The sequence below is a fragment of the Rhizobium sp. Root1203 genome (assembly GCF_001424945.1).
Lineage (GTDB): Bacteria > Pseudomonadota > Alphaproteobacteria > Rhizobiales > Rhizobiaceae > Rhizobium.
Genome location: NZ_LMCW01000012.1, coordinates 879,834 through 904,878 on the forward strand (window position 1 = coordinate 879,834; position 25,045 = coordinate 904,878).

19 protein-coding genes and 1 pseudogene are annotated in these 25,045 nt (G+C 62.3%); 11 read left to right on the plus strand and 9 right to left on the minus strand.

What is annotated here, in order from left to right:
* Nucleotides 1-55: 55 nt before the first annotated feature.
* On the minus strand, nt 56-1,090 hold the full coding sequence (locus tag ASC97_RS15040; RefSeq protein WP_057469094.1) for an aldo/keto reductase: 1,035 nt from the start codon (nt 1,088-1,090) through the stop codon (nt 56-58).
* 92 nt (nt 1,091-1,182) lie between these two features.
* Here ASC97_RS15040 and ASC97_RS15045 point away from each other — a divergent pair, with 92 nt between their 5' ends.
* Together ASC97_RS15045 and ASC97_RS15050 are read left to right on the plus strand one after the other, a co-directional pair.
* The gene (locus ASC97_RS15045; RefSeq protein WP_057469095.1) at nt 1,183-2,085 is read left to right on the plus strand and encodes a LysR family transcriptional regulator; all 903 of its coding nucleotides are present in this window, start codon (nt 1,183-1,185) and stop codon (nt 2,083-2,085) included.
* Nucleotides 2,086-2,247: 162 nt separating this feature from the next.
* Complete coding sequence (locus tag ASC97_RS15050) at nt 2,248-3,345, plus strand: AbrB family transcriptional regulator (protein WP_057469096.1); 1,098 nt, start codon at nt 2,248-2,250, stop codon at nt 3,343-3,345.
* On the opposite strand, the pseudogene ASC97_RS15055 reads toward ASC97_RS15050, so the two are convergent.
* Nucleotides 3,305-4,190, minus strand: a pseudogene (locus ASC97_RS15055) (AraC family transcriptional regulator). The gene ASC97_RS15050 and the pseudogene ASC97_RS15055 sit on opposite strands and share 41 nt — an antisense overlap.
* Before the next feature lie 35 nt (nt 4,191-4,225).
* Here ASC97_RS15055 and ASC97_RS15060 point away from each other — a divergent pair.
* Complete coding sequence (locus ASC97_RS15060; protein ID WP_057469097.1) at nt 4,226-4,633, plus strand: DUF2000 family protein; 408 nt, start codon at nt 4,226-4,228, stop codon at nt 4,631-4,633.
* Between the two features lie 50 nt (nt 4,634-4,683).
* Here ASC97_RS15060 and ASC97_RS15065 read toward each other — a convergent pair whose 3' ends face one another.
* The 4 genes from ASC97_RS15065 to ASC97_RS15080 all read right to left on the minus strand — a co-directional run bounded on the left by ASC97_RS15065 (nt 4,684) and on the right by ASC97_RS15080 (nt 11,096).
* Complete coding sequence (locus tag ASC97_RS15065) at nt 4,684-5,349, minus strand: OmpA family protein (RefSeq protein WP_057469098.1); 666 nt, start codon at nt 5,347-5,349, stop codon at nt 4,684-4,686.
* A gap of 199 nt (nt 5,350-5,548) precedes the next feature.
* Nucleotides 5,549-6,544 (minus strand): flagellin N-terminal helical domain-containing protein, encoded by a 996-nt coding sequence (locus ASC97_RS15070; protein ID WP_057469099.1) that lies wholly within the window; start codon nt 6,542-6,544, stop codon nt 5,549-5,551.
* A gap of 242 nt (nt 6,545-6,786) precedes the next feature.
* A complete protein-coding gene (locus tag ASC97_RS15075; RefSeq protein WP_057469100.1) occupies nt 6,787-9,942 on the minus strand; it encodes an efflux RND transporter permease subunit in 3,156 nt (1,051 codons plus the stop codon).
* Nucleotides 9,939-11,096: an efflux RND transporter periplasmic adaptor subunit gene (locus tag ASC97_RS15080; protein WP_057469101.1), complete on the minus strand. Its 1,158-nt coding sequence runs from the start codon at nt 11,094-11,096 to the stop codon at nt 9,939-9,941. Before ASC97_RS15080 ends, ASC97_RS15075 begins: the two co-directional genes overlap by 4 nt.
* A gap of 324 nt (nt 11,097-11,420) precedes the next feature.
* On the opposite strand from ASC97_RS15080, the gene ASC97_RS15085 reads away from it, so the two are divergent.
* Together ASC97_RS15085 and ASC97_RS15090 are read left to right on the plus strand one after the other, a co-directional pair.
* Nucleotides 11,421-12,242 carry an alpha/beta fold hydrolase gene (locus tag ASC97_RS15085; protein WP_057469102.1) on the plus strand — a complete coding sequence of 274 codons (822 nt, stop codon included), beginning with the start codon at nt 11,421-11,423 and terminating at the stop codon, nt 12,240-12,242.
* A gap of 196 nt (nt 12,243-12,438) precedes the next feature.
* Nucleotides 12,439-14,919, plus strand: coding sequence for an ATP-dependent helicase (locus tag ASC97_RS15090; RefSeq protein ID WP_057469103.1), 2,481 nt, complete (start codon nt 12,439-12,441; stop codon nt 14,917-14,919).
* Nucleotides 14,920-15,720: 801 nt separating this feature from the next.
* Here ASC97_RS15090 and ASC97_RS15095 read toward each other — a convergent pair.
* Together ASC97_RS15095 and ASC97_RS15100 are read right to left on the minus strand one after the other, a co-directional pair.
* The gene (locus ASC97_RS15095; protein WP_057469104.1) at nt 15,721-16,068 is read right to left on the minus strand and encodes a hypothetical protein; all 348 of its coding nucleotides are present in this window, start codon (nt 16,066-16,068) and stop codon (nt 15,721-15,723) included.
* Between the two features lie 177 nt (nt 16,069-16,245).
* Entirely contained in the window at nt 16,246-16,644 is a 399-nt protein-coding gene (locus ASC97_RS15100) for a DUF488 domain-containing protein (protein WP_057469105.1), read from the minus strand.
* 302 nt (nt 16,645-16,946) lie between these two features.
* Between ASC97_RS15100 and ASC97_RS15105 the strand changes: the two genes are divergently transcribed.
* From ASC97_RS15105 to pncA, 6 genes are all read left to right on the plus strand, one after another.
* Nucleotides 16,947-17,783 carry a siderophore-interacting protein gene (locus tag ASC97_RS15105; RefSeq protein WP_057469106.1) on the plus strand — a complete coding sequence of 279 codons (837 nt, stop codon included), beginning with the start codon at nt 16,947-16,949 and terminating at the stop codon, nt 17,781-17,783.
* A 159-nt stretch (nt 17,784-17,942) separates the two neighbouring features.
* A complete protein-coding gene (locus tag ASC97_RS15110; RefSeq protein WP_057469107.1) occupies nt 17,943-19,274 on the plus strand; it encodes a hemolysin family protein in 1,332 nt (443 codons plus the stop codon).
* 383 nt (nt 19,275-19,657) lie between these two features.
* Nucleotides 19,658-20,149, plus strand: a complete 492-nt coding sequence (locus tag ASC97_RS15115) for a hypothetical protein (protein WP_057469380.1) — start codon at nt 19,658-19,660, stop codon at nt 20,147-20,149.
* A 227-nt stretch (nt 20,150-20,376) separates the two neighbouring features.
* Nucleotides 20,377-22,017, plus strand: coding sequence for a Na+/H+ antiporter (locus ASC97_RS15120; RefSeq protein ID WP_057469108.1), 1,641 nt, complete (start codon nt 20,377-20,379; stop codon nt 22,015-22,017).
* 652 nt (nt 22,018-22,669) lie between these two features.
* On the plus strand, nt 22,670-23,944 hold the full coding sequence (locus ASC97_RS15130) for a sugar MFS transporter (protein WP_113000697.1): 1,275 nt from the start codon (nt 22,670-22,672) through the stop codon (nt 23,942-23,944).
* A 106-nt stretch (nt 23,945-24,050) separates the two neighbouring features.
* The gene (gene pncA / locus ASC97_RS15135; protein ID WP_057469381.1) at nt 24,051-24,677 is read left to right on the plus strand and encodes a bifunctional nicotinamidase/pyrazinamidase; all 627 of its coding nucleotides are present in this window, start codon (nt 24,051-24,053) and stop codon (nt 24,675-24,677) included.
* Here pncA and ASC97_RS15140 read toward each other — a convergent pair whose 3' ends face one another.
* On the minus strand, nt 24,678-24,926 hold the full coding sequence (locus ASC97_RS15140; protein ID WP_057469111.1) for a DUF2164 domain-containing protein: 249 nt from the start codon (nt 24,924-24,926) through the stop codon (nt 24,678-24,680). It abuts the gene before it with no gap.
* Between the last annotated feature and the right edge of the window lie 119 nt (nt 24,927-25,045).

Below are 25,045 nucleotides of genomic sequence, written 5' to 3' on the forward strand. Positions count from 1 at the left end.
TGACACAGCGCCTGTCTAGTGCAAGAATCGGCGTAGATGGCCTGCGCGGGCTGCCTCAGACAAGAGGCGGATTGAGCCGGGCAAAACCCTCCTGTCGCTGGTACGGGAAGTAGGGATACGGCGCGGCAGCGGCGCTCGCCTTGTCCAGCGTTTCCAGCTGCTCCTTCGACAACGACCAGCCGACTGCGCCGAGGTTCTGCCGCAGTTGCTCCTCGTTGCGTGCGCCGATGACGACGCTTGCGACCGTCGGGCGGCCGATCAACCAATTGAGCGCGATCTGCGGAACGGTCTTGCCTGTCTCCTGCGCAACCTGATCGAGCGCGTCGACGATGTCGTAAAGCTTTTCGTCGTCGACCGGCGGCCCGTACTCCGAAGTCTGATGCAGGCGGCTTCCCTCGGGCAACGGCTGGCCCCGGCGAATCTTGCCTGTGAGACGTCCCCAGGCAAGCGGGCTCCAGACCAGCGCCCCGACACCCTGGTCGGCGCCGAGCGGCATCAGTTCCCATTCGTAGTCGCGACCAGCCAGCGAATAGTAGACCTGGTGCGCGACGTAGCGCGGATAGCCGTGGCGTTCGGAAACGCCGAGCGACTTCATCAGCTGCCATCCGGCAAAATTCGACACGCCGATGTAGCGGATCTTTCCGGCAGTGATCAGCCCATCCAGCGTCGCCAGCACCTCTTCGACCGGGGTTGTTGCATCGAAGGCGTGAAGCTGCAGCAGATCGATGTAGTCCGTTCCGAGCCGCTTGAGCGCCTCGTCGGTCGAGCGGATCAGACGCGCCCGAGACGTGCCCCAGTCGGCCGGGCCATCGCCCATCGGCAACGCCATCTTGGTCGAAATCAGCACGGCATCGCGCCGCCCCTTGATCGCGTGCCCGAGAACCGTCTCGGAGGCACCGGCAGAGTAGACGTCTGCCGTGTCGAAGAGGTTGACGCCGGCTTCCAGGGTGATGTCGACCATGCGCCGTGCCTCTGCGGCGTCCGTATTGCCCCAGGCGCCGAACAGCGGCCCCGAGCCGCCGAAGGTTCCTGCGCCGAAACTCAAGACCGGCACTCTGAGGCCTGAGGAACCGAGATTTCTGTATTCCATGGTCTGTCTCCTGTTGTTTAGAGATAGATAGACACTGTACCTACGGGGATATAGATTGCCACCAAGAACACCATTGATGAATTGAATTCAACATGAGCCGCCAGGACGTCAACCGGTCGGGAGAGATGGAGGTCTTCGTTCGTGCGGTCGAACTCGGTGGCTTCTCGGCCGCCGCTCGAGCCTGCCGCATGACGCCCTCGGCCGTCAGCAAGCTTGTTGGGCGGCTTGAAACCCGTCTCGGCGCTCGCCTCGTCCATCGCTCGACCCGCAAGCTGCAGCTGACGCCGGAAGGCTGCGCCTTCTACGAGCGCAGCGTCTCGATCCTCGCCGATATCGCCGAGGCCGAGCGCTACGCCTCGGCCGGCGAGCGCGCGGCCGGCCCCATCCGCATCAACACCAGCGGATCGTTCGGCAATCACGTCCTGGCACCGCTCGTCCCGAATTTCCTCGCACTCCATCCAGCCGTTACGCTCGACGTCTCGCACACCGACAGGGTTATCGACCTTCTGGACGATCGAGCCGATGTCGCCATCCGTGCCGGGCCGTTGAGGAGTTCCACCCTGATTGCCCGCAAGCTCGGCGCCGCCCGCAAGATCATCGTCGCGTCGCCGGACTATCTGCAGCGCCACGGCACACCGGGGTCCGCCTCCGAGTTGCAAGGCCACTGCCGCATCGGCTTTTCCTATGCACGGAGTGTCGAGGGCTGGCCCGTCAGACAGGACGGCGAAACCGTGACGCTGCCGGTCACGCCGGGCGTTCAGGTCGGGGACGGCGAGGCAATGCGATACATGGCGTTGTCGGGTGCCGGTCTTGCACGGCTGACCGCCTTCGCCGTCCGCGCAGACGTCGACGCCGGGCGGCTGGTCCCGGTGCTCGAGGAGATCAATCCCGGCGAAACCGAGGAATTCCATGCCGTCTACATCGGCCAGGGCGGTCCGCTGCCCGCGCGCGTTCGCGCCTTGCTTGATTTTCTGGCAGAACATGTCCGGCTCTGAAGACGTTCGCAGGCAGATTTTCGCAATTGACCCCCGGTATCGCCCCAGCCTATACCGCCTCGATCCATTCGGCGTCTCCAGCCGGTTTTTCGCTCAGCCAGTTGCGGTCCCCCTGCTCCGCGTCGCATCGACCGGGGTATCCGCCGGCAGGACAGTAACGGGATGATACCGTTGAAAGACGTCGACAGCCTGCTTCGAAAGCTCAGCCCGCCGCGCTGGGCGCTGCTGCTGTTCATGTCGACGGTTCTCGTTGTCGGCCTCGAAATGCTAGGCTTGCCTGCCTCCCTGCTTATCGGACCAATGGTCGCCGCGATCGTCCTTGCGCTGTCCGTCGGCCAGGGTTCGCTTCGTATCCCACGCTGGCCGTTGCTGTTCGGCCAGGCGCTCGTCGGCATGCTCATGGCGCGAGCCATCACGGTGGACATCCTGCAGACGATGGCGACGGACGCACCGCTTTTCCTATCGATGATTTTCTCCGTCATCGTCATTGCTGCCCTGCTCGGCTGGGTGCTGACGCGCTGGCAGGTTCTGCCGGGAACGACGGCCGTTTGGGGGTCGTCTCCCGGCGCGGCATCGGCGATGGTCATCATGTCCGAGGCCTATGGAGCCGATGCGCGCCTTGTCGCCTTCATGCAGTACCTGCGCGTCGTCTTCGTTGCAGTCGCTGCCTCCGTCGTCTCCCGCCTCTGGGTCGCGGCCGACGGCGGCGAACCGCCGGCGCTGATCCTCTTTCCGCCGGTCGACTGGCCAGCCCTTGCAGCAACGATCGCGCTGACATGTCTGGCCGCCTACGCCGCCGTTCGCTTTCGCATTGCGGGGGGCACCATCATCGTTCCGCTGGCGCTGGGCTCGCTGCTGCAGGGCCTCGGCCTTCTTAGGATCGAACTGCCGATGTGGCTGCTGGCGATCAGCTACGCGCTGATCGGCTGGAGCATCGGCCTGCGCTTCACGCGCGGCATCATCATGCACGCAGCCCGTGCCCTGCCCCGCGTGGCAGGCTCCATCGTGCTTCTGATGTCGCTGTGCGGCTGCATGGCCTTTGCCCTGCACAGGTTCGCAGGCGTCGATCCCCTGACGGCCTACCTCGCCACCAGCCCCGGCGGCGCCGATTCCGTCGCCATCATCGCGGCATCCAGCGACGTCGACGTGCCTTTCGTCATGGCCATGCAGACGGGCCGTTTTCTGGTGATCCTGTTTACCGGACCGATGCTCGCCCGTTTTATTGCCCGACGCTCGGGTCTGGCGGAAAATCCCGCCTGAGGCCCGCCCATTGGCCGGGCGTCATGCCGTAGGCCTTCTTGAAGTGGCGGTTGAGATGACTCTGGTCGGCAAAGCCTGTGGCGGCCGCCACCTCTGCCAGTCCGTCTCCCGAACCGATCATCGCGCGCGCCCGCTGCAGGCGACGCATCAGGAGATAGCGATGCGGGCTGGTGGCGAAGGCTGCACGAAAGTGCCGCGCCAGCGCAAAGCGGTCGAGGCCCGTCACCGCCTCGAGTTCGCCGGAACGAACCGTCCTTGTGGCATGTGCCTCAAGGTATTCCCGCGCCAGTCGCGCTCTGCGCCACGCCACGTTGCCGAGCGGCCGCTCCGGCGTGTGGGCATGCCTCGCGAGGCCTCCCGCCACCCTCGTTAAAATCGTCGACAAACAGTTCATCGAGTTCACGGTCCAGTTCGCCAAGCGCTGCCAGCAGCGTGCCTGCCAACAGCCGGTCCCCGATGACCGGCTCATCGACAAAAGGCAGTCCGATCCCCTGTGCCTCGAGACAGTCGACGACGAGCGAGGGCTCAAGATAGAGCATTCGATATTGCAGCCCGTCATTGGTTCCGGCACCGCCGTCATGCTCTTCGTCGGGATGCAGGACGATCACCTGCCCCGGCAGGCTGAACCGCCGCTCGCCACGATAGGAAAAAGCCTGCACGCCCTTGATCGTCACCCCGAGCGCGTAGGTGTCGTGTCGGTGCGGCTCGAACGCGTTGCCGGCGAATTGCGCTTCGATGCGCTCGATGCCGGGGAAGGCAGGCGCAGTCGTGATGCCGTCCGCGCTGCGCTCGGTGCACAAACGTTCAAGACCCTCGAAGACGTGACTGTTTAGATCCTGGCTCAACGCGACTTTCGAACCCGCATGAAAGAGACTGGGCTATGTTTGATACCAAAATTGCGATCGTCCTGCGAAACAATCTTCAATCCTGGCAGAAGCTGAATGTCACCGCCTTCCTGATGAGCGGCATTGCCGGTCAGAACCCGGAGATACTGGGCGAAGCCTACAAGGATCGCACCGGCAATCTCTACAATCCGCTGTCGATCCAGCCAATCATCGTCCTCTCGGCGGGAGACGAGACGATGTCGACGATCCACCGCCGTTCGCTGGAGCGAGGCATCATCTCATCCTTGTTCATCGAAGAGATGTTCGCGACCGGCCACGACGTCGCCAACCGGGCTGTGTTTGCCGAGTATGGACCGCAGGACGCCAAGGTCGTGGGCATCGCCATGAGGGCGGAAAAGAAGATCGTCGACAAGATCACCAAGGGTGCGACGATGCATCAGTAATGAAAAACGGCCGGCGACTGCCGGCCGTTTGTCTCTGGATGCGCCTCTGATCAGCTCTGGGTGACCGGAGCGATCTGGATTTCGACGCGTCGGTTCTGTGCGCGGCCGGCTTCCGTCGCGTTGGAAGCAACCGGCTGCGACGGGCCGAAGCCGACGGCCGAAACGCGGCGCGCGTCGACACCCTGCGTGCCGAGATAATCGGCGACCGACATGGCTCGGCGCTGCGACAGATCCTGATTGTGCTGCAGGCTGCCCGTGGAATCGGTGTGCCCGTTGACGTCGATCAGCGTGCGGTTGAATTTGCGCAGGACGATCGCGACCGAGTTCAGCGTCGGATAGAAACCGGACTTCACGGCATCCTGATCGACGTCGAAGGTAATGTTCGACGGCATGTTGAGGATGATGTTGTCGCCATTTCGGGTGACCGAAATACCGGTGCCCTGAAGCTGCGCACGCAGTTCGGATTCCTGCTGGTCCATGTAGTTGCCGATCGCGCCGCCTGCGAGCGCGCCGACGCCCGCGCCGATCAGCGCCGCGTTGCGCCGTCCGACCGGCGAGCCGCCGACGGCAAGGCCGGCCAGCGCGCCAACCCCGGCGCCGAGCAGCGCGCCGCCCGAGGTGCTCGACATCTTCTGCTGGCCCGTATAGGGGTCGGTCGTGGTGCATGCGCTGAGGTAGGTCGCGGCAATGGCCAAAAGTATGAATTTCTTGATCATGGACAGGCAAATCTCCAGTTCGAATGGTGATGCGAGCAGTATTAAGGAATGCGGCAACAAAATGAAGCAGTTGCCTTCGATACTGGAAATTCGGTGAATTGCACAGACGCCGAGGTTGGTCATCGCAATTATGTTACACACGGCGCGAAGCAACGCCGCCCGCCGGCAATGGCGGACGGCGTTCGAAAACGAACGGGCTTCAGAGGTTCTGGAAAAGCTGTCGGACGGTGTCGTAGGTGGCGTTGGCGATGTTGAGTGACTGCAGGGCGAGCTGCTGCTGGGTCTGCAGCGCCGTCAGGCGGCTCGACCGTTCCTCCATGTCAGCATCGATCAACCGGCTGATGCCGCGCGAATAGGAGTCGTCGAGAGATTGAGCGAAATCGTTCTGCAGCGTGATGCGCTTCTCGAGCGCCCCGAAGGACGCGCCGACGGTGGTCATCTGACCGAGCATCTTGTCGACGACGGCAATCATTTCGTTGACTTGGCTCGACGTCGTGCTTGCGGACACGCCGATCTCGACCTGCCCGGTCGTATTGCCCGCGCTCTTCAACATGACGTAATTCTGGGAGGCGCCCGCTTCCGTCGAGAAATACTGCGATGTGAGGACACCGTATTCTCCCGTTCCGGTCGTGCGATCGTCGATAAGGTATCGCGCGTCCTTTGAGGACGTCAAACCCACGGGAGCAAGATCGACATCGTAGCTCAGCGTTCCGACCGAAACGGTTCCATCGGCATAGCGAGTGAAGGATGCCGGAATCTCCCTGGGTTTTGACGGATCGTCCGCATCGTCGATCGCCACCCAATTGTCCGAATTGAATGTCGCCGATTGGGAAACCGAGCGCAGCTGCGCCTTCAGCTGGGTGATATCGTCGTTGACCTTGTCCTTGTCGACGCCGGATTCGGTTGCGGCAACGAGCTTGGCCTTGATCTGGCTGACGAGATCGATGGAGCTGTCGATCGCGGCGTTGGCGGTGTCCATTGTCGCCGCAGCCAGGCCGAGGGCATCGCGGATCGCCGATTGAGCTGCCTGGTCGGACTTCAGTATGGAACTGATCGCCCAATAGGCGCCGTTGTCGGACGCCTTCTCGACCCTGAGGCCAGTCGTAACCTGCCTTTGGGTCTCTGTCATACTACGACCGATGTCACGCAATACATAAAGCGCGGCATCCACTGAGGTGCGCCGATAAATACTCACGGATACTGAACTCCGAACACAACAATACGCAACTGATACAAATGAACCGGTACCGCGGACATTCATGTCCGGGAGCGCCAAACAACGGCGCCAGCGGTCCTCCTACACGCTGGAGGATCCTTTCGGTTTCTACGGCTTATGATTACCGCGCATGCTTAAAAAACAACTAAGGGTGAGGGATTATTTATCGTGTTTGCCAACCTGCCATAAACCATAGGCACTCCTCCCGCAGTCTGCAGCCCTCATTCAGCAGCTTCCAGCCGCCCCGATTTCGTCACGGCACGCGGCCGCGACGCATGGGCCATCTCCTCGTGCAGGCGCGCCTCTTCGTGGGCGTGAGGCTTGGCGAAGCGGGCAACCAGCAGATAGGCAACGGGGGTGATGAAGAGCGTAACCAGCGTTGCAAAACCAAGTCCGCCGACGATCACCCATCCAAGCGCAATGCGGGCCTCGGCGCCGGCACCCTGTGCGAAGACCAGCGGAACGCCCCCAAGAATGGTTGCAATCATCGTCATCATCACGGGGCGCAGGCGCAGCTCGCAGGCTCTCTCGATGGATGTGCGCACGTCCACGCCGCGGTCGCGCAGCTGATTGGCGAACTCGACGATGAGGATTCCGTTCTTCGCCATGACGCCGACGAGGAGCACGAGCCCGATCTGGCTGTAGATGTTGAGACTGGATCCCGTGATGACAAGCGCGAAAACGGCGCAGGCAAGACCGAGCGGCACCGTCGACATGATGATGACCGAGGAGAGCACGCTTTCGAACTGGGCCGCCAGCACCAGGAAGATGATGACGATCGCGAAGCCGAAGGTGAGTGCCATACCGCTCGAGTTCTCTTCCAGCGTTGCGGCCTCGGCGAGCGGCAGCAGGCGTGCACCGGGCGGCATGAGCGGCTGCGCGAGTTCCGTCACCTCTTTCACGGCATTGCCGAGCGACATTCCGTTCTTGAGACCTGCGGCTATTGCCACCGATGCGAGCTGGTGTTCCCGATTGAGTTCCGGCGCGACGGAACTCTCGACCAGCGAAGCGATCACCGACATCGGCACGATCTTGCCGTCGCCCGTCTTCAGGAAGACGTTCTCGAGATCGGTCGGATCGTCCAGCGGGCGGGTGCTGGACGTCAGGAGAACGGGATAAGCGTCGCCCTTCACGAACACATCGACGACGGAACGGCCTTCAAGCAGCGACTGCATGGCCATGGAAAGGCCTGTTATGTCGATGCCGAGATCGGAAGCACGCTCGCGATCGATCGTCACCGACACCTGAGCCTGTGACGGCTCGTTCGTCAGCCGCGGTGTGTCGTAGTGCCCGGTGGCATCGAGCACCTGCACCAACTGCACTGCAGCTGCCGTGAGGGCTTCGTGATTGTTGCCGATCAACGCCATCTGCACGCCGTTGCCGGCACCCCGGATGCGAAGGCTGTTTGACTGTATCGCATTGCCGCGAAGCGCCGGCACCTTGCTGGCGGCACGATTGATGTCGGAAACGATCTCGGACTGCGTGCGGTGACGATCGCCCCACGGGGCAAGCGTCAGGACCATGAAGCCGCTATTGGCCTGCCCACCCTGACCCGAGATCGAGAAGATGTTGCGGATATCTCCGCTGTCCACCAGGGGCTGCAGGTATTCCTCGACCAATTGCAACTTGTCGCGGGTATACTCGAGGCTCGATCCCTGCGGCGTCGTCAGCCGCATCATCACCATCGCCCGGTCCTCCGCTGGTGTCAGCTCGCTCTTCACCGTCGAAAACACCAGCACGGCGGCGGCGGCAAACATCACCGAAAACACGACGACGACGAACGGCGCATTCAGGCAGGCACGCAAACCCGCCTTGTAGGCTCGGGCAAAGAGGTCGCCGAACCGGCCGAGAAGCCCGTGATCTTCAAGCATCTCCTTTGTCAGCATGCGCGACGCCAGCATCGGACAGAGCGTCAGCGCCACGATCGAGGAAAGACCGACCGAAAAGGCGAGAACGAAGCCGAACTCGCGGAACAAGCCACCCACCTGCCCCGGCAGGAACGACAGCGGAATGAACACTGCGGCAAGCGTCGCAGTGGTGGCAACGACCGCAAAGAAGACTTCGCGCGTACCGAGCACGGCGGCTGCACGCGGCCCCATGCCCTCGCTGCGGCGGCGAACGATGTTCTCCAGAACGACGATTGCATCGTCCACGACCAGGCCCGTCGCCAGCACGATGGCCAGCAGTGTCAGGATGTTGATCGAAAATCCGACCATGTAGATCGCCGCCAGCGTACCGATCAGCGCCACGGGCATGCTGACTGCCGGAATGATCGTGGCGCGCCAGTCCCGCAGAAACAGGTAGATGACCGCCGTGACGATGACCGCGGCGAGGATGAGCGCCAGCACGACCTCGTGGATCGCCCCCTGGATGAAAACGGCGTCATCGCTGGTGATGGCGATCCGCGTGCCTTCCGGCAGCGTTTTGGAAAGCTGCGCGACGGCATCCTTGATGCCGTTGGAGATGTTCAGCGTGTTCGATTGCGCCTGGCGGATGATACCAAGTCCGATGCCCGGAACACCGTTGGAGCGTAGCGCCGTCTGCCCGTCGCGCGGTCCGAGCGTGACGTTGGCCACATCGCCAAGCCGTACCCGGTTCTGCAGGATGACGTTGGCGAAATCCTCGGGCGTTTGAAGGCTCGCCATGGCGCGGACGACGATCGTCTGCGTCGGGCTCTTCAGCGATCCGGCCGGCACGTCGAGGGCGGCACTCGAGAGCGCTTTGGTGAGATCGCCGACCGTCAGGCCACGGCTCGCAAGTTCGCTCTGGTTGACGTCGACGCGGAAAACCTTCTCCTGGTCGCCGTAGCTTTCGACGTCGGCAACGCCCTCGACGGACGCCAGCCGGTCGACCACTTCGTTCTCCACCAGGAGGGTGAGATCGTCCATGTTGAGTTTGGTGGAGGTGACGGCGAGACGCATGATCGGTTGGGAATCAGAATCCGCCTTGACGATCTGCGGCGCGTCGGCGTCCTCGGGCAACCTGTCCGTGATCCGGCCGATCGCATCGCGCACGTCATTTGCGGCGACGGCGAGATCGATGGAATCCGAAAACTCCAGAGTAACCCTGCTCTGGCCGAACTGTGAGCTCGACGAGATAGACTTCAGGCCGCTCACCCGCGCGACCGCGCCCTCGATCACCTTCGTCAGCTCCTGGTCGATCGTCTGCGGCGACGCCCCATCGAAGGTCGTTCGAACAGTTACGACGGGCCGGTCGACGTCCGGCAGCTCGCGAACCTCGATACCGACATAGGCGGCAAGTCCGGCGACGATCATCAACGTGTTGAAGACAAGGGCCAGAATTGGCCGGCGTACGAAGAGGGCGGTGAAGCTTTGCTTGCCCGAGACCGGCTTCTCGTCCATGTCGCCCACGTTCATTGGGTCAGCTCCCCGCTGGAAGCAACCTGATCGGCGACGCGCACCTGTCCACCCTCGCGGACCCGCTGCAGCCCCTCGGTGACGATCGCGTCGCCGTCCTTGAGATCTGCCGTGACGAGAATGAAGTCCGGGTTGCGCTGAACGATGCTGACGCGCACCTTTTTCGACCGACCGTCGTCGACGCGCCAGACAAAGGCGCCTTCCGAATCCCACTGGACCGAAAGCGGATAGACCGCGGGATACCGGTCGCCGGCAAATTTCATACCGACGTTGAAGGACATGCCGGCGCGCAGTTCGTCCGAAGCGTTGTCGATGCGTGCACGCACGCGCAGCGTTCGGCTCGCCGCATCGATGCGATTGTCGATCGCTTCGACAGCGCCGGAAAATACCCGCCCGGGCAGCGCCACCGACGTTGCCTCGACCGGTTGCCCAACGGAAATCGTGTTGGCAAACCGCTCGGGCACCCAATAGTCGACAAGGATCTCCGTGCGGTCATCGAGCGTTGCGATGGGTGTGGTGATCGCGACGTTGTCGCCGATGTTCACCGGGATGATCCCGACGATGCCATCGATCGGGGCAACGATATTGCGGCGTTCGAGATTGAGTTCGGCAGCCTGCAGCTGCAGCCTCGCCCCTTGCTCGGCTATTTCCGCATCGAATACGTCCATACGCGAAACGCTGGACTTGATGTTGTGATAAAGGCTGGATTTCTCGACGGCGCTTTTCAGCGTCACCTCCGCCTGTCCCTTGGCGATCACCTGCTCTTCGCTGTCGAGCTTCGCAAGCACCTGCCCCTTGGTGATCTTGTCGCCGGACTTGATCAGGATTTCCCGCACGGTTCCGCTCGCCTGCGGTGTGACGGCGACGGACCGGATGGCGTCGCCCGTGCCGATGGCACTCAGCTGGTCGTTGACGGTGCCGCGCACGACGGCTTGCGTTGCGATCAGAACGGCCCCGTTGCCCCCGCGGCGTTGCCCGGTTCCCTGATCGGCTGACCCGGAGGCCTTTTCGGCTGGCGCGACGGTTGGGAGAAGACGGCTCGGAACGCCGGCGCTGCGCAGTGTATCGCCGGCACCGGGCACAAAGAAGACCCATCCGGCGAAGCCGGCCACGGCGAGGGCAAGGCAAAGAGCAAACTGCTTCCAAAAAGGCATTAACGTCTCCGGAGGGACACGAGGTTGTCCAGGGTCGATCGAAAGAGGCGTATGCGAGGCAAATTGCCGCGCAACTGCGACAATATTGTCGCTTTGCGGGCCACCGGCAAGCGAATTGGCCTCCTATTACAGAATTGTAATATCAATCCTGAGTGACCGGTCCGTACCTGCCGAATGGCATCCGGCCTGTTGTCTGGAGAATTTCGCGACCTACGTCAAATAACGCTTTTGTTTCCTGTCATTACCATGTTCTCTGCCGCTGCTAGAACCGCGTCGAGCACTGCCGAAACGGCTGCCATTCATCAACACGGAAGGATGATACCCATGCCGAAGATAACGACCAAGGACGGAACGAAGATTTTCTACACGGATTGGGGCACCGGCCAGCCGATCCTCTTTTCTCATGGCTGGCCGCTCGCGGGCGACGCCTGGGAAGCACAGATGCTGTTCTTCGGCCAGAACGGCTATCGCGTCATCGCCCACGACCGCCGCAGCCACGGCAAGTCCTCCCAGACCTGGGAAGGCAATCATATGGATCAGTACGCCGACGATCTGGCGGAGCTGATCGAAAAGCTCGACCTCAAGGACCTGATCCTGATCGGTCACTCCACCGGCGGCGGCGAAGTGGCGCACTATCTCGGCCGCCATGGCACAAAGCGTGTCGCCAAGGTCGTGCTGGTTGGCGCCGTCCCGCCGCTGATGCTGAAAACTGCAGCAAATCCCGAGGGCCTGCCGCTCGACGTCTTCGACGGCATCCGCAAGGGCACAGCGCTCGACCGTTCGCAGTTTTTCCGTGATCTGACGATGCCCTTCTACGGCTTCAACCGGGAAGGCGCCAAGATCAACGAAGGCTTGCGCGAGAGCTTCTGGCTGATGGGCATGGCCGGCGGCATCAAGGGCGAATACGATTGCATCCGTGAATTTTCCGAGGTCGACTACACCGAGGACCTGAAGAAGATCGACAAACCGACCCTCTTCATCCACGGCTCCGACGATCAGATCGTGCCGATCGTCGCCGCGGCGCACAAGAGTTCGAAGATCGTCAAGGGCGCCATCCTGAAGGTCTACGAAGGCAGCAGCCACGGCCTCGCCCAGGTGGAGCCGGAACGCTTCAACGCCGACGTTCTGACCTTTATCAAAAGCTGACATCGAGCCGAAGGCCCGGCCAACGGCCGGGTCTTCCACGCAGGACGACACCGATCATGCTCGATCTCGCCGCGTTGCGTGCATGCCAGCACTTTCGGCGCCCGAATCGAAAACTGCCTGAGGACAGTCGGCTTCCGAGAATGAAACCAGAACATCTTTTCTGGTCTTTCCATCCCGAATCACTACATTACGCGCCATGAGCAATAGTTTCGACGATATTCCCTTCTTCGATGAAGAGCCGGGCGAAGCGCCGCGCAAGCAGCAAGCCCCCGCAGCTCCCGCCACAGGAGGGCTCGCCGCCCGCGCCATGGCAGCCCGCAGCGGCGGCAGCCGGCCGGACTACCTCTCCGGTCTGAACCCTGAACAGACCGAAGCCGTCGAAACGCTGGAAGGCCCCGTCCTCGTGCTCGCGGGCGCGGGCACCGGCAAGACGCGGGTGCTGACCACCCGCATCGCGCATATCCTCAACACCAACCGCGCCTATCCCTCGCAGATCCTCGCGGTGACCTTCACCAACAAGGCCGCCCGCGAGATGAAGGAGCGCATCGCCGTGCTCGTCGGCGGCGCGGTCGAAGGCATGCCGTGGCTCGGCACGTTTCACTCGATCGGCGTCAAGCTGCTGCGCCGCCACGCCGAACTGGTCAACCTGCGCTCCGATTTCACCATCCTCGACACCGACGACGTCGTTCGCCTCGTCAAGCAGCTGATCCAGGCCGAGGGGCTCGACGACAAGCGCTGGCCGGCCAAGCAGTTCGCCGGCATGATCGATACGTGGAAGAACAAGGGCCTCGGCCCCGCCGACATCCCGGAAGGCGACGCCCGCGCATTTGCCAACGGCAAGGGCCGCGAACTCTACTTCGCCTACCAGCAACGTCTTTCGACGCTGAACGCCTGCGACTTCGGCGACCTGCTGATGCATCCGATCGCGATCTTTCGAAAGACTCCCGATCTTCTCAAGGAATATCATCAGCGCTTCCGCTACATCCTCGTCGACGAGTACCAGGATACCAATACCGCCCAGTACATGTGGCTGAGGCTTCTCGCCCAGCGTCCCAGGGGCGAGCTGCAGAACGTCTGCTGTGTCGGCGACGACGACCAGTCGATCTATGGCTGGCGCGGCGCCGAGGTGGATAACATCCTGCGCTTCGAGAAGGATTTTCCCGGCGCCAAGGTCATCAAGCTGGAGCGCAACTACCGCTCCACGGAACACATCCTCGGTGCCGCTGCCCACCTCATCGCCCACAACGAAGGCCGCCTCGGCAAGACGCTCTTTACAGACCGCAGCAACTCCGAGGACGCCAAGGTGCAGGTCCACGCCTCCTGGGATTCGGAGGAGGAAGCCCGGGCCATCGGCGAGGAGATCGAACAGCTCCAGCGCGGTGGCGCCTCCGGCCAGCCCCATGCCCTGAACGACATGGCAATCCTGGTGCGCGCGTCCTTCCAGATGCGCGAGTTCGAAGATCGCTTCGTCACGCTCGGGCTCAACTACCGTGTCATCGGCGGCCCGCGTTTCTACGAGCGCCTCGAGATCCGCGATGCCATGGCCTATTTCCGCCTCGTCGCCCAGCCGGCCGACGACCTCGCCTTCGAGCGCATCGTCAACACCCCGAAGCGCGGCTTGGGCGACACCACCGTCCGCGCCCTTCACGACTATGCCCGCGCCCGCGACATCCCGATGCTGTCGGCGGCAGCCGACATGATCGAGACGGACGAGCTGAAGCCGAAGGCGCGAAAAGCCCTGTTCGACGTGATTCAATCTTTCCGCAGATGGCAGGAAAGGCTTGAAAACACACCACATACCGAGCTCGCCGAACAGATCCTCGAAGAGTCCGGCTACACCGACATGTGGAAGAACGACAAGTCGGCCGACGCCCCGACCCGGCTCGACAACCTGAAGGAACTGATCCGCTCGATGGAGAGCTTCGAGTCGATGCGCGGCTTCCTCGAGCACGTCTCGCTGGTCATGGATGCCGAGCAGAACGAAAACCTCGACGCCGTCTCGATCATGACCCTGCACTCCGCCAAGGGCCTGGAATTCGAAACCGTCTTCCTGCCCGGCTGGGAAGAAGGCCTCTTCCCGCACCAGCGCTCGCTTGACGAGACCGGCCGAGCCGGGCTGGAGGAGGAACGCCGCCTCGCCTATGTCGGCCTCACCCGCGCCAAGCGCCGCTGCCACATCTGGTTCGTCTCCAACCGCCGCATTCACGGTCTCTGGCAATCGACCATCCCCTCGCGCTTCCTCGACGAGCTGCCGGAAACCCATGTCGAGGTCGCGGAAGTCGAGCAGAGCTATGGCGGTTACGGCCGCGGCGGCTATGGCCAGTCCCGTTTCGACAAGGCGGAGCCCTTCGCCAACTCCTATTCTACACCCGGCTGGAAACGCGCCCAGCAAAACCGCAACGACGCCACGCGCGACAACTGGGGCTCACGCTCCGGCCATTCCGTCGAGCGCATCGGCTACGGCGAAAGCGGCCCGAAGACCCGCACGATCGACGGCGAACTGGTGGCCAAGTCCACGACCTCGGAACCGTCGAAATTCAAGACCGGCGACCGCGTCTTCCACCTCAAGTTCGGCAACGGCAACATCACCGGCATCGAAGGCAACAAGCTGACGATCGAATTCGACCGGGCCGGCCAGAAGCGCGTGCTGGACGGGTTTGTGGAGCGGGTTTCCTAGTGCAAATATCCGCTTTCCCGTCACCGCCAATGCCATCGGCGCGCGCGCTCACCCATTCGTGACTTCGCATCTCCTGCCGCCTCCCGCATACTGGCCTTTCCTGCGCATATCTGTCGCGGGATCGAATAGGAGGATGCTGATGAAACGCTGCTCACTATCGCTGATCGGCATGTCGCTGATGATTGCCATCCTGAGCAATCCGGGCATTGCGCTGGCTTGCAACAAGATTATCGGGACATGATATCCAGAGGCAAGGCACATTGAGCGGGCGTAGCGCCCGCTCGCTTCATCAAGAAATTTGAGTATTCTATACGCCGGGCGAGGCTCTGAGTTTTGCGTATGCCTATCGAGTGAGGGAGACTATCTGAACTTTTTGACGTCTTTGAGAGCAAGATCAATATTATCTAGTGCCAACTCAAGTGCCGCCTTTGCCTCTTCTAAAGCCTTTAGTGAGTGGTGAGTTGCCCTCCCAGACGAATATCGTCCTCGAGGGGGTAGCTTCTCGGCGGGTGCAACCTCAACCCATTGAAATTTTTTGCCTGAAAGAACCTCGGCAATTCGGCCCTGATTGACACCAAACCATGCAGCGATGTCATGGTGTCGGTCATTGCGCGCACCCATCCCTTTTACTAACGCAGCATCGAAATCGCAAAGTCTGCGCCCGCTCGCTCTGCTCTAACAGCCATGCTTCACCTCAACACTCAGAACACCTCCAATTCTACTAAGAACAGCAACTAAAAAGAAGCAGAAATACAATTTAAAGTTAACTCCGGAGCCGCCATTCGGCCCAAACGCACCCCCTCACCCCAAAATCGGCATCGACCCCAGGCCCAGTATATCGTTCACCAGCGCCAGCCCGATGCCGGCCGCGACGATTCCCAGGCCGATCAGGAACAGGCGCCGCGAGCGGTCGTATTTTGCGGCGTTGAGCGAGTCCCGCGCCAGAAGGTCGGCGAACACCTTCACCTGGATGGCGATACCGACGGTGAGGCACAGCATCGGCAGGATGTCGATGCGGCTCCAGTCGTTCGGGTTGGAGACCCAATGGCTGATGAAATTCAGGGAAAAGCCGAGGATGATGCCCGCCGCCGTCAGCGAGCCGTTGCGAAAGGTCGCATCGATCTTTTCCTCTGTATCCGGCTCCGGCATGGCTTCGATTTCCGGCTGATTTCCTCCTCGCAAGAAAGGCAGAAATCACCGGGATGGGCAAGAGCGCGGGCGCGGCGGCAGCAATTCCAGCAAAAGCGCGTGGCAGCTTTGCGTCCGGAATTGCGGCAAAGCAAGAAGAGGCAGCGTTTTCGCGATTCGACGAAAAGCGGAATTACTCTAACTGCAGGCCTCGGCTAACTGCGCACCCCTGTCCGCAAGCAGGCGGCGGAGGACGCTTCGGTGGCAGCGGCTCTCGTCGTCGCAATAGCAGCCGATCGAAAAGGCGCTGGCATGTGAAAGGGTTGCCAGCAGCTCGAGCGCATGGCTTGCATCGGGTGCCTTCATCTCCTTCGTATAGGCTCTGACGAAGCGGTCCCAGTCGGCTTCGGTGACGGCGGCTTTCGCCTCGGAGACCAGGCCCTGACTCGGCGCCAGGATCGGCAGCCAGACGTCATAGTAGTCGCGGCTGGAAAATTCCTCCTTCGGCACGCCGCGCGGCGGCCTGCGGACGGTGCCGATCCTGACACCTTCGCCCGCCAGCCGCGGCGTCCCCAGCTGCACGACACTGATCGACATCATAATCTCCTTGCATGGCCGGGCGATCCGCAACCCGCCAAGTCCTCCAGCGGGCCCGCAGACCTCCCGCATTCCTGCAGAACTCCAGTGCGCCGACAAGCATTACAAAACCTTCATTTTAAAATCATGTTTTATCTTGCCAAGCCGCCGGCCGGCCGCTAGACACAATCCATCTGCCGCCCCTCGACGCCGCACGTAAGCGTTAACGTCAATCAACGCGCTGATCGAGCCCGGATCCGGGGTGCGAGCGGCGCGGCATGCCTGCGTTACGCGCACCCAGGTTCCGAACGAAGGAACTTTTGATGACGCCAAACATCGCTCCAAATACCATTGAAAACCGCCACCCGATCGAACGCGTTCGCCACGAACTCAAGCGCCGCCTGCTGACGGTGAGCCGCGTCGCCAAGGTAACGCCACAGATGCTCCGGGTGACGCTGACGGGATCCGATCTCGAGGGCTTCACCAGCCTCGGCCATGACGATCACGTCAAGATACTCATTCCCCGCCCCGGCGAGGAGCTCACATTTCCGGAAATCGGTCCCGACGGCAAGCCGATGATCGATCCGGCCAACCGGCCGACGCTGCGCGACTATACGCCCCGGCGCTTCGATCCCGTAGCGGGCGAACTCGATCTGGATTTCGCCCTGCATGAGGCCGGCCCGGCGACCGAATGGGCGCTGCGCGCGCAACCCGGCGACAAGCTCGGCGTCGGCGGCCCGCGCGGCTCCTTCGTGGTCGCCACCGATTTCGACTGGTATCTGCTTGCCGGCGACGAAACCGCCCTGCCCGCGATTGCCCGTCGCCTCGAGGAACTGCCGGCCGGCGCCCGTGCGCTGGTCGTCGCTGAAGTTGCCGGCCCCGAGGAGGAACAGGCGCTCGCCAGCAAGGCGGAGGTTTCCACCCTCTGGCTGCACCGCGGCGCGGCTCCGGCCGGCACCACGGATGAGCTCGACCGGGCGCTGCGCGACATCCCGCTGCCGACGGGCGACGGCTATGTCTGGATCGCCTGCGAAACCGTCGTCGCCAGGCGCCTGCGCACTGTCATGGTCGATGAACGGCGGCATCCGAAAACCTGGATCAAGGCAGCCGGCTACTGGAAGCGCGGCCAGGCCGAATTCCACGAAACGCACGGCGATTGATCCGAGCCCCGTATCTGTCGCGCACCGGCGGTACACGCAGGACGAGAAATTGAGGCAGAATCCACCGGTGGCGCGATCCGGCGACAACTTCGCCCCTGCCACATTGATTTTCTCCATGCTAGGCTGGCTGCCTTCTCAATAGCCCGGGGTTATCATCGTATGTCAGGCCAGAACGGCAGTATTCTCGATTACGCAGGGATTCTCGCTGTCTTTCTTCTCGTCGCCGCCAATGGCTTTTTCGTCGCCGCCGAATTCGCCTTGGTCTCAGTCAGACGCAGCCGCGTCACCGAACTGGTTGCCGCAGGGCGCATGAACGCCACGGCGCTTCAGCGCGCGGTGGACAATCTCGATGCGAATCTTGCCGCCACGCAGCTCGGCATCACGATATCGTCGCTGGCGCTTGGCTGGGTCGGCGAGCCTGCCCTCGCCCACCTGATCGAGCCGCTGCTTGGCTGGCTTCCCGGCCAATGGGCGACGGCGGGCTCGCACACGATCGCAGTGGTGATTGCCTTCGTCATCATCACCTCGCTGCATATCGTGCTCGGGGAACTCGCCCCGAAGAGCCTTGCGCTTCAGCGCAGCGAGGGAACCTCGCTGGCCGTCGTCCGGCCCCTGGCCTTGTTCCTCATCCTCTTCAAGCCGGCGATTTCCGCTCTCAACGGCATGGGCAACATGGTGCTTCGCGCCTTCGGCCTGCACGCCGGCACCGGCGAATCCTCCTTTCACTCCCCGCAGGAACTCAAGCTTCTTGTCGCGGAAAGCCAGGAGGCCGGCCTTCTCAACCAGGTGCAGCAGCAGCTGGTCGAACGCGTCTTCAATATCGGCGAAAGACCGATTTCGGACATCATGACGCCCAGGCTCGATGTCGAATGGATCGATGCCGACGACAGCGAGGCGGATATTCTGAAGACCATCCGCGAGTGCAGCCACGAACAGCTTCTCGTCGCCCACGGCTCGATCGACGAGCCCATCGGCATGGTGCTGAAAAAGGACCTGCTCGACCAGGTGCTCGACGGCGGTAAGGTCAAGCCGATGGAGGTGATCAGGCAACCGCTGGTGCTCCACGAGGGGACGTCAGTCGTCCGCGTGCTCGACAGCTTCAAGGCCTCGCCGGTCAGGCTCGCCATCGTGATCGACGAATATGGCAGCCTCGAAGGCATCGTCACCCAGACCGACCTCTTGGAAGCCATCGCCGGCGATCTGCCGGGATCCGGCGAGGATCCGGAAATCGTGATCAGGGAAGACGGCTCGCTGCTGATCGATGCGATGATGCCGGCATTCGACGCGTTCGAGAGACTGGGCCTGCGCGACAGGCCCGATGCGGATTTCCATACGCTGGCAGGCTTCGCGCTGCACGTGCTCCAGCACATCCCGCAGGCAGGCGAGACGTTCGAGTTCGACGGCTGGAAGTTCGAAGTGCTCGATATGGATGGAATGCGGATCGACAAGATCCTGGCGACGCGCAATTCCTCCGATGCGATCGATATCTAGCCTGGCCTGGATCGCCGGCAAGCAAGGGACGCCGATTCGCGCCGCGAGTTGGCCTGAAGCGCCCGCCTTGCCGGCGCCGATACGGTCGAAATGTCGCAGGGCCGGCCAGGCCATCGAAAAGCGTTTCAATCAGTCGGCTGATGCAAACAGACCTGGAAAGCTCTCTACAAAGCAACGCACGGGCCAAATCAGCGATATAAAACCCTAGTAATTTCAAGCAAATAAAAGACGTAAACCAAAGGTTAATCCGCTTGCGCCATTTCCGTCAATCGGTTGAAATTCATCACGACTTTCCGTTTTGACCACATCCGTCAATTGTCCTAGCTGCTTTGCGTCCGCCCATGAAAGGCGGATTTCACGATGAACCCGCAAAGGAGCTTCAAGTGACCGGCATTTCCTCCCTGGGCAGCGCGTCCAGCCAGTACCAGACTTCGCTTTCCAGCCTCGACAAGAACGGCGACGGCATCATATCCGCCGACGAGCTGGCAGCAGCAAACACGACCTCGAAGAAGCCTTCGACATCGGCCAGCGGCGACGACGGCACCAAGATCGCCCAGAAGATCGCTGCGGACATTCTATCGATCATGCTGCAGATGCAGCAGTCGAGTGCGGGTGACGACAGCGATGGCAGCGATGACGGCGACGGCGGCTCGAAGGGCATCCTCACCTCGCTCGACGCGAACGGCGATGGCAAGCTCACCTCCGACGAAGTCCTCTCCGCCAATCCGGCGAGCGTCGCCGGCAGTGCATCCAGCGCCGACGATCCTGTCCTGACGCAGGTGCTGAACGACATGCAGACCGCGATCCGCGCCTACCAGACCACCTACGGCGCATCGCTCGCGGCAGACACTGCAGACGACATCCAGACCGCCTGACCGGCGATTGGAGACCGGCGATTGACAAGGCTCCGCCGGGGGAGCCGAAGCAACCGCCGCGGACCGTGTTTCGGGGTCGCGGTCAGCGTCGCCGGCGTGTGTGGTCACCCTCGCCCAGGCGGTTTGGCGAAGCCGCTTCTGCGTGACGGCCAAGCAGCGCGGTTGCACCGGCTGCCGAAAAGACGCAAAACCGAACCATCGACGAGAAGACGAAGGATCGGCAGTTCATGGAAAGCATCAGCGTTTCGTTGATCCTGCTCTTTGCGGTCGTCGTCGGCGGAACACTCACAAGACTCTCCCCGATACCGGTGCCGCAGCCGATCGTCCAGATCGCGCTCGGCGTTGCGATCACCGCCGTCGCGGATCTCGGCGTCACGCTCGATCCGGACCTGTTCTTCCTCCTGTTCCTGCCGCCGCTGCTTTTTCTCGACGGCTGGCGAATTCCCAAGGAAGGGCTCTTCCGCGACAAGGGCGTCATCCTCGAACTCGCGCTCGGTCTGGTGGTCTTCACCGTTCTCGGCGTCGGCCTTCTGATCCACTGGCTGATACCGTCCATGCCGCTGGCGGTCGCCTTCGCACTTGCCGCCATCGTGTCGCCGACAGACCCGATCGCGGTCTCGGCGATTGCCGCCCGCGTTCCCATTCCAAACCGGCTCATGCATATCCTCGAAGGCGAATCGCTGCTCAACGATGCGTCCGGCCTGGTCTGCATGCGCTTTGCCGTCGCCGCGGTGCTCACCGGCACCTTCTCGCTCGTCGACGCAATCGGAGCGTTCGTGTGGGTCGCCGCCGGCGGCATCGTGATCGGCGTAGCGCTCACATGGCTCATCGTCAGGGTAAAGGGGTTCGTCACCCGGCGCCTGGGCGAAGAAACCGGCGCACAGATCCTCATCAGCCTCCTCATGCCCTTCGCCGCCTATCTCGCCGCCGAGCATCTCGGGTGCTCCGGCATCCTTTCGGCAGTCGCGGCCGGCATCACCATGAGTTACGGCGAGCAAAGCGGTCGGGCGCTGGCCGTCACCCGCGTGCGCCGCGCCGCGGTCTGGGATACGGTGCAGTTTGCGATGAACGGCATCATCTTTGTCCTGCTTGGCGAGCAGCTGCCGCAGATTGCCTCCGGTGCCGCGCGGATCGTCCGGGAGACCGGCCATCACGACCCGATCTGGCTGATCGCCTACGTCGTCGCGATCAACCTGGCGCTCGGCATCCTCCGGTTTGCCTGGGTCTGGGTCTCGCTGCGTTTCACGCTCTATCGCGCCGCGAAAAGCGGCCGGACCATGAACAAGCCCGGCTGGCGCCTTGTCGCCGCCACCTCCGTTGCAGGCGCGCGTGGCGCCATCACCCTGGCGGGTGTCCTGACCCTGCCGCTGACCATGACGGACGGCTCGCCCTTCCCGGCACGCGACCTTGCAATTTTCCTCGCCGCCGGTGTCATCATCGTTTCACTGGTCGTGGCGAGCGTCGGCCTGCCCATCCTGCTCAAGGATCTGCAGATCCCGCCCGAACCATCGCACAAGCGCGAGGAAGACGAGGCACGCGTCAAGGGCGCGGAAGCCGCGATACGCGCGATCGAAGCGCTGCAGCACGACATGGGCGACGGCCGCCCGGATGCCGACATCTACGTGGAGGCAAGTGCCCGGCTGATGGACGTCTACCGCCGGCGCATCGACGGCCGCTCGAAGACCGGCGACGACGCAGAACTCGCCCGGCGCATCGACGACATCGAGCGCAAGCTCTGGCTTGCCGGCGTCAAGGCGGAGCGCGCGGAGTTCTTCCGTCTCGGTAAATCGCGCAAGCTGTCGGACGACGTCCTGCGCAAACTGGTGCGCGAAGCCGATCTCTCCGAAGCCAGGTTCGGAGCGCCGTGACGACACCCAGCGCTGTGGCGGATGAGCAAAGTCAGCGGCTTAGGCCTGCTTCTTCCCTCATTCCTGTGCTCGTCACGGGAATCCAGCCACGGCGCATCGGCGCCGTGAATGACCCGTCCTTGGTCGTTGGAAGAAGAGTTTTCCGCACCCAAGGACTTGGGCGCACTGGATTCCTGCTGAGCATCATCAATCGCTTAGCCGAAATATCGCGCCCGATTATCCCCGACCCCGTATCCATAATCTCCGCCTCCCATAAACCGCCGAACGGGGCGCTGGGAAGCGCCATATATTTTTACTCCAACGCGGCAATTTTCAGCGCCCCGTCCAAGTGAGCAGGCATGGCCAAACCACGGGCGATGAAGCCGCGTGACCGCGCTCGGATGCCCGCCCGTCCGACACCCTTGCCGGAAGACCGCACCCCTTGCACCGGCCGCCTGACCTTCGCAGTCGCGAGATTTTACCGCAAGGCACAATAAAAATCGTTTGAATACTATCGAAATTCCTGTCGGCGGCATATATCAGCCCTGTGGCTTGCTGCACGCTTCCTCCCAGAGCGCCCCGCCGAGCCGCCGCCGGCCCGTCCTCCCAGACGGCTTTCAACGGAAAATACCCGGCGCCAACGAGAAAAAGAGGTATAAAAGTGGCTGGTATCATCACCAACAACGCCGCGACGACACGCCCGGCTTCGTCCGCATCTTCCCCCGCCGCGAACTATGGTTTCGCCCTTGTGGCCCTGACGTCGCTGTTCTTCATGTGGGGCTTCATCACCTGCCTGAACGATATTCTGGTGCCGCACCTGAAGAATGTCTTCCAGCTGAACTACACGCAGTCGATGCTGATCCAGTTCTGCTTTTTCGGCGCCTATTTCATAGCCTCGCTTCCGGCCGGCGCGCTGGTCAAGCGCATTGGCTACAAGTGGGGCATCGTGCTCGGCCTCGTGATCGCCGCGATCGGTTGCGCGCTCTTCATTCCCGCTGCCGGCTACAGGGTCTACGCCCTCTTCCTCGCGGCGCTGTTCGTTCTCGCCAGCGGCATCACCCTCCTACAGGTTGCCGCTAACCCCTATGTGACCGTGCTTGGCCCGCCGGATACGGCTGCCAGCCGCCTGACCCTGACCCAGGCGTTCAACTCGCTCGGCACGACACTTGCCCCGATGTTCGGCGCCCTGCTGATCCTCTCCGCGGCGACAGCCGCCATCGTCGGCGCAACGCCCGAACAACTCGATGCCGTCAGGCTGGCAGAAGCGAACGCAGTCAAGTTTCCATATATGCTGCTGGCAATCGCGTTCCTGTTGCTGGCGGCCCTGTTCGCCGCACTGAAGCTCCCGCAGGTCCAGGACGCCGGCGACATCGAACCCATAACCGGTGGCGGCTCTGCCTGGCAGTATCGCCATCTGGTGCTTGGTGCGATCGGCATCTTCCTCTACGTCGGCGCAGAGGTCAGCATCGGCAGCTTCCTCGTGAACTTCATGAGCCAGCCTGACATCGCAGGCTTCACGGAGGCGGAGGCAGCCCACCACGTCGCCTATTTCTGGGGCGGCGCGATGATCGGCCGCTTCATCGGCGCGGTCGTCATGCGCTACGTCGACGACGGCAAGGCACTTGCCTTCAACGCCGTCGTCGTGATTGCGCTGCTGCTGCTCACAGTCTTCTCGGGCGGCCATGCCGCCATGTGGTCTGTACTCGCGATCGGTCTCTTCAACTCGATCATGTTCCCGACAATCTTCAGCCTCGCCCTGTATGGCCTTGGAAAATACACGAGCCAGGGCTCGGGCATCCTGTGCCTGGCAATCGTCGGCGGCGCATTGCTCCCGCTCGTCCAGGGTGGACTGGCCGATACGGTCGGCATTCATCTCGGCTTCCTGATGCCGATCGTCTGCTATGTCTACATCGCCTTCTACGGGTTGAAGGGTCACCGGCCCCGCTGATTTCGAAACGATGCTTCGCCGCGTCCGCGGCGAAGCATTTTTCACCTCTTGCGCCTTCGAATTCACCTTGGCATCTTGCGGCGCAACAATAGGTGGAGACGTGTCCATGAAAGCGCTGCTGTTGGTCGATATTCAGAATGGCTTTTGCCCTGGCGGCAACCTCGCCGTTCCCGACGGCGACAAGGTGGTTCCCGTCGCGAACCGCCTGATCGAAAGCGGCAGGTACGATCTGGTCGTCGCCTCGCAGGACTGGCACCCGGCAGGCCATGGCAGCTTTGCCTCCTCGCATCCCGGGACGAAACCCTTTGAACTCGGCACCCTTGCCGGCAAGCCGCAGATGATGTGGCCGGACCATTGCATCCAGGGCACCCCGGATGCCGAACTGCACCCGGCACTCAAAGCGGACGACATCGACCTCATCCTCCAAAAGGGCGAGAACCGCGAGATCGACAGCTATTCCGCCTTCCGCGACAATGACCGCGACGCCGAAACCGGCCTTGCGGATTTCCTCGAGGGACAGAAGGTCACCGAGCTCCACGTCTGCGGTCTGGCGACCGACTACTGCGTCAAGTTCTCGGCGTTGGATGCACTGGAAATGATGCCCGGGATCACGGTTCGGTTCATCGAGGATGCCAGCCGCGGCATCACGCCGGAGGGCGTTGCCGCAGCGATCGCAGAAATGCGGGACCACGGCATTGACATCGTCACCAGCCGACAGGCGCTTGCCGACTGATCATCCGGTGGCGTCGCGCTGCAGCTGGTAGACGTCCTCCGCGAAGTCGTCGATGCGCCTTGACAGCGCGATCTGCGCATCCTCGAGCCCCTGCTTGTAGTATGCAGCCCCGACTTCCTTCGCGAAGAAGTCCAGGACGAGCTCGGCTTTCAGGAAGCCGATCGACTGATCGAGTTCCTCGTCGAAAAAATGCTGGATGCGCGAAACAAGCGCCGCTTTTTCGTCCTTGGAAAATTCAATAGGCTTCATCGTCCCCCTCACAGGCAGCGTGGTTAGAATGGCACCGTTCAGCGAAATCGATCGGTCGATCAAGGAAAATCGTTTGCAGCCTACAGTCCGTCATCTTAGAGGGAACTCAAATTTCCAGA